5 protein-coding genes are annotated in these 5,162 nt (G+C 69.9%); 4 read left to right on the top strand and 1 reads right to left on the bottom strand.

Annotation, left to right across the window (positions count from 1 at the left end):
• Nucleotides 1–160: 160 nt before the first annotated feature.
• Nucleotides 161–694 carry a DinB family protein gene (locus H5J30_RS16750; RefSeq protein ID WP_181788229.1) on the top strand — a complete coding sequence of 178 codons (534 nt, stop codon included), beginning with the start codon at nucleotides 161–163 and terminating at the stop codon, nucleotides 692–694.
• A gap of 95 nt (nucleotides 695–789) precedes the next feature.
• On the opposite strand, the gene H5J30_RS36775 is transcribed toward H5J30_RS16750, so the two are convergent.
• Nucleotides 790–1,044 (bottom strand): hypothetical protein, encoded by a 255-nt coding sequence (locus H5J30_RS36775; RefSeq protein WP_258563360.1) that lies wholly within the window; start codon nucleotides 1,042–1,044, stop codon nucleotides 790–792.
• A gap of 582 nt (nucleotides 1,045–1,626) precedes the next feature.
• Between H5J30_RS36775 and H5J30_RS16740 the strand changes: the two genes are divergently transcribed.
• From H5J30_RS16740 to H5J30_RS16730, 3 genes are all read left to right on the top strand, one after another.
• Nucleotides 1,627–2,880 carry an ABC transporter substrate-binding protein gene (locus H5J30_RS16740; protein WP_258563359.1) on the top strand — a complete coding sequence of 418 codons (1,254 nt, stop codon included), beginning with the start codon at nucleotides 1,627–1,629 and terminating at the stop codon, nucleotides 2,878–2,880.
• Between the two features lie 251 nt (nucleotides 2,881–3,131).
• On the top strand, nucleotides 3,132–4,034 hold the full coding sequence (locus H5J30_RS16735; protein WP_181788231.1) for a carbohydrate ABC transporter permease: 903 nt from the start codon (nucleotides 3,132–3,134) through the stop codon (nucleotides 4,032–4,034).
• Entirely contained in the window at nucleotides 4,031–4,957 is a 927-nt protein-coding gene (locus H5J30_RS16730) for a carbohydrate ABC transporter permease (RefSeq protein ID WP_258563358.1), read from the top strand. The genes H5J30_RS16735 and H5J30_RS16730 overlap by 4 nt, the downstream gene beginning before the upstream one ends.
• Nucleotides 4,958–5,162: the final 205 nt, after the last annotated feature.

The following is a 5,162-nucleotide window of genomic DNA, read 5'->3' as shown; positions in this document are numbered from 1 at the left end:
CCTTCACCGCGCCGGACGAGGCGGGCGAACCGCGCGCGTGCACGGCCGAGTTCGCCTGGGGGCTGGTGCAGCGGTGGGCCGTCGGTTAAGCAGTGCTTACCGGACCGTTCAACGAATTCTCGCTGGTGCTGCACAGTCTTCCGCGGGGAGACTGGACGGCATGATCACACCGGACACCAAGGACTGGACCTGGGTCCTGGAGCGCCCCTGCCCCGAGTGCGGCTTCGCGGCGGCGGAGACCCGCCCGCAGGACGTCCCCGGGCTGGTGCGGAAGAGCGCCGTGCGCTGGGTGCAGGTCCTGGGCGACGAACCGGAGCGGCTGCGGGCGCGGCCGCGGCCGGACGTGTGGTCGGCGCTGGAGTACGCGTGCCACGTGCGCGACGTGCTCCGGCTGGGCGACGAGAGGGTGCGGCTGATGCTCACCGAGTCCGGTCCGCGGTTCGCCAACTGGCAGCAGGACGAGACGGCGGCCGAGGCCCGGTACGGGGAGCAGGACCCGCTGCGGGTGGCGGCGGAGCTGTCGGCGTGGGGCGAGACGCTGGCGGAGCACCTGGACGAGGTCGGCGAGGGGGAGTGGCAGCGTCCGGGGTTCCGCAGCGACGGCGCGGCGTTCACGGTCGACTCGTTCGCGCGCTACTTCGTGCACGACGTGATCCACCACCTGTACGACGTGGGTGCCCCGCTGCCGCGCTGAGCGGCTCCGCCGGGCCGGGAGGTCTTTCCGGTACTCCGCCCCGGGCCCTCCGGCGCCCCGCTGCCCCGCTGCCCCACTGATCTCGGCGGGCCGGTTCATCCCCTGGCCCGGCCCGCCGTCCGCCGCGCCCGGCCCGCGGCCGTCACCGGCAGCCGGATCGTGCCCACCGGGTCCCTCTCGGTGTCGAAGCGCGGCAGCAGCACCCCGGCGGCCTCGGCGCCCCGGACGCCCGACAGGCTGAACCGGGTCACCGTCCCGCCCGGATCGGGGTCCTCCCCCCCTGCCCGACCCGGTCCGACGGAGCCGGGTGAGCAGCCCGGCACCACCGCATCGCCGGTGGTCTCGTCCACCACCACCGCCGTCCGCTGCCTTCGCGCCCTCGGCCGCCGCCTCCGGACGGCCCGTCGGACCGGCAGGGCGCAGGAACTCGTCCGGCACGCGGCTCCCGCCGCGCCCGTGTCGGGGCTCCACCGGTCGCGGTAGCGGACGTCGCCCGGTCCGCCGCCCGCTTTCGTCACCGTACGTAGGTCGGGGGAGACCGTGCCGCGGGTGAACCGGCGGCTCGTACGCAACGGCAGGCCGGTGGCGGCACCGTTGGTTCCGGCCGCGGCTACCCCGGATCTCGCGCGCTCTGCGGCGGTCGGGGACGGCCGGCGGTGGCCGCCCTGCCTGCGCCGCGCGATCCACGCCAAGGGCCGGACGGCCCGGGATCACGGCCGAGAGGCCCTGCCGGGTGACTACCGTGCGTAGCGGAAAAATGCGAAACGGAAGCAGTCGGAAGCGCCTGATTGCAGCCAGGTCACGGCAGTGGCCTAGACCTGTTCGCGAGAGGCGCCCGTCGGTAGGCTGACGCCCAGCGCACGCTGGATGATCTTCATCTGGTCGTAAACCAGCGCCGAGGACAAAGGGGTTCAACAGTGAGGACAGTACGGTTGATCAGTGCCGGCGCAGCGGCCTCTGCGCTGGTACTGGGGCTTGCCGCCTGCGGCGACGACGGGGGCAGCTCGGACGGTACGACCACCATCAAGCTGGTGGCCGCCGACTACGGTGACAAGGCGTCGAACGCGTCCAAGGTCTACTGGGACGACGTCGTCAAGCGCTTCGAGGCGAAGAACAAGGACATCAAGGTCGACGTCCAGGTCATCAACTGGAACGACATCGACGCCAAGGTCAAGACGATGATCCAGGGCGGGAACGTCCCGGACATCCTGCAGACCGGCGGCTACGCCGACAAGGTCGCCGACGACCTGCTGTACGAGGCCGACGAGGTGCTCTCGCCGAAGACGAAGAACAACCTCATCGAGACCTTCGCCAAGGCCGGCGAGGTCGACGGCACCCAGTACGGCATCCCGTTCGTCTCCTCGGCGCGGCTGATGTTCTACAACAAGGAAGTCCTCGACAAGGCCGGCGTGGAGGTCCCGCAGAGCTGGGACGACGTCGCCGCGGCGGCGCAGAAGATCAAGGACGAGAAGGCCGCCGACATCCCCTACGCGCTCCCCCTCGGCCCGGAGGAGACCCAGGGCGAGACGATGATGTGGGAGCTGGGGAACGGCGGCGGCTACACCGACGCCGAGGGCAAGTACACCCTCGACAGCGCCCAGAACGTCGAGACCTTCGACTGGCTGAAGGAGAACCTGGTCGACCCCGGTCTGACCTACGAGAACCCCGCCACCACCGACCGCAAGACGGCCTTCGCCGACTTCGCCGCCGGCAAGGTGGGCATGCTCAACGGCCACCCGACGCTGATCCAGATGGCCAAGGACGGCGGCGTCGACTACGACGTGGCGCCGATCCCCGGCAAGGACGGCCCGCTGGACTCCACCCTCGGCGTCGCCGACTGGATGATGGCGTTCAAGGACGGCGGCAAGCAGGAGCAGATCAAGAAGTTCCTGGACTTCGCGTACTCCGAGGAGAACACGCTCAAGTTCGACGAGATGTACAACCTCATGCCGGTGACCACGGACACCCTTGAGACGATGCAGTCGAACGGCAAGCACAAGGACCTGGAGCCCTTCTTCGAGGTGCTGCCGGCGGCCGAGTTCTACCCGCTGGGCAACACGAGCTGGGACGTGGTCTCCGCCGAGATCAAGAAGTCGGGCGGCAAGGCCGCGTCCGACGACCCGGGCAAGGTGCTGGGCGAACTCCAGGGGAAGGCCGAGGACGCCGCCGCCGACATGGGCGAGTGACCCGGCTCGGGTCCTGGTTCTGAACAGCCCCCCGTGACCGTACCGGGCCGGGCCGCCGCGCGCAGCGCCGCGCGGCGGCCCGCCCCCGGTGCCGTCGCCCGGCACCCCGTGCTCCCGCGCGGCCCGCGTACGACACGCCGCCGCGCCCCCGTAGCCCCCAAGTGCGGTCCCCTCAACCGCCGTACCCGCAAGGAGTCCCCGTGCCCGTCACGGTCAAGGAGCCCGCGGCCGGTACCGGCCCCGGGCCCGGCGTGCGGAAGACCGGGCCGCAGCGCCGCCGTCGCGGCGGCCTCGCCCGGCTCGGTCCGCTGCCCTGGATTGCCCCCGCCGTCCTGCTGATCGTCGTGGTGGTCCTGTGGCCCATCTACGAACTGATCCGCACCTCGTTCCTCAACATCAGCATCAGCGGTTTCGTCCGCGGCTCGGCCGGTACGGAGAAGTACCGCCAGCTCTTCGACGAGTCCGGCTTCGGCAAGGTGCTGACGATGACAGTGGTATGGACCGTCGCCGTCGTCGGCGTCACCATGCTGCTCTCGCTGGGCCTGGCCCAGCTCTTCAACAAGCCCTTCCCGGGCCGGACGATCACCCGCTGGGCGCTCATCGCGCCGTGGGCCGCCTCGGTGCTGATGACCGCCATCGGCTTCCGCTGGATGCTCGACCAGACCGCCGGGGTCCTCAACACCCTGATGACCGACCTCGGTCTGATCGACGGGCCGAAGGACTGGCTCGGCGATCCCGCGACCGCCTGGCCGTGGATGATGTTCGTCGCGGTCTTCGTCTCGCTGCCGTTCACCACGTACACGCTGCTCGCCGGGTTGCAGACCATCCCGCACGAGGTGTACGAGGCCGCCCGTATCGACGGCGCCAACTCCCGCCAGACCTACTGGCGCGTGACCGTGCCGCTGCTGCGGCCGGCGTTCCTCGTCGGCTTCGTCATCAACCTCATCAACGTCTTCAACTCGTTCCCCGTCATCTGGGCCATGACCAAGGGCGGGCCCGGCAGCGACACCGCCACGACCACGGTGTTCATGTACCAGTTGAAGGACACCGACATCGGCGAGTCCGCCGCGATGTCCGTCGTCAACTTCGCGATGGTCGTCGTACTCGTCCTGATCTTCCTCAAGGTCAGCCGCTGGAACAAGGAGGACGCATGACGGTCTCCGCGCCCTCACGCACACCGGAAGACGGACCCGTCGCCAAGGACGCCGGCGGGAAGGGCGGCACCGGCCCGAAGGGCGGCAAGGGCGCCGCCAAGCGCAGGAAGTACGGCCCGCGCACCCTCGTCATCGCCGCGAGCGCCTGGATGCTGGCGGTCATCTTCATCGCGCCGTACCTGGAGATGATCATCACCGCGCTCCGGCCCGCGGACGAACTGCGCGACCGGACGTACCTGCCCACGTCGTTCGAGTGGAAAAACCTGGTCGACGTCTGGGGCGAGTCCACGCTCGGCGACAACCTCAAGGTCACCCTGCTGATCGCGGGCGGCGCCACGCTGCTCGTGCTGCTGGTGTCGCTGCCGGCCGCGTACTACACGGCGCGCGTGCGCTACCGCGGGCGCAAGGCGTTCCTGCTGCTGGTGCTGGTCACGCAGATGTTCCAGCCCACCGCGCTGCTCATCGGCCTCTACCGCGAGTTCCACCAGCTCGACATGCTGAACTCGACCTGGACGCTGATCCTGGCCAACGGCGCGTTCAACCTCGCCTTCGCGATCTGGATCCTCACCGCCTACATCTCGTCCATCCCGGCCGAGCTGGAGGAGGCGGCGATGGTCGACGGCACCGGGCGGTTCGGCGCGCTGTTCCGGGTGACGCTGCCGCTGGCCATGCCCGGTGTGGTCACGGCGATCATCTTCACGTTCATCTCGACCTGGAACGAGTTCGTGATGGGCCTGACGCTGATGACCGAGCCGGAGAAGCAGCCGCTGACCGTCGGCATCAACAACTTCATCGGCGCCTACACCGTCGAATGGAATTACCTCTTCGCGGCCTCGGTCGTCGCCATCATCCCGGTCGTCGTGCTCTTCGCCTTCATCGAGCGGCACGTCGTCTCGGGCCTGACGGCCGGCTCGGTGAAGTAGGTCCCCGGGACGGCTCTATCCTGACCCGCACCCCGCCCGCCGGCGCCGCCGGCCGGCGGGGTGCGGCGTACCGCGGCCGGGGGAGCGCGCGGCGGGGTGGAGCTGGGCCGGACGGGCGATATACACCGACACCCCGGGTTTCCTGCGCTGTGCCGCGCCGGGTATCGGTAAGTATCAACCGATGCGACGAATTATCACACAAACA

It is taken from the genome of Streptomyces phytophilus (assembly GCF_013870535.1).
Lineage (GTDB): Bacteria > Actinomycetota > Actinomycetes > Streptomycetales > Streptomycetaceae > Streptomyces > Streptomyces phytophilus.
This window is presented reverse-complemented; position numbering and strand designations above follow the sequence as displayed.

Bases quoted from the DNA above. Each gene is read 5' to 3' on its own strand.
- H5J30_RS16730 (WP_258563358.1), top strand. From the start codon at position 4,031: ATGACGGTCTCCGCGCCCTCACGCACACCGGAAGACGGACCCGTCGCC.
- H5J30_RS16750 (WP_181788229.1), top strand. From the start codon at position 161: ATGATCACACCGGACACCAAGGACTGGACCTGGGTCCTGGAGCGCCCC.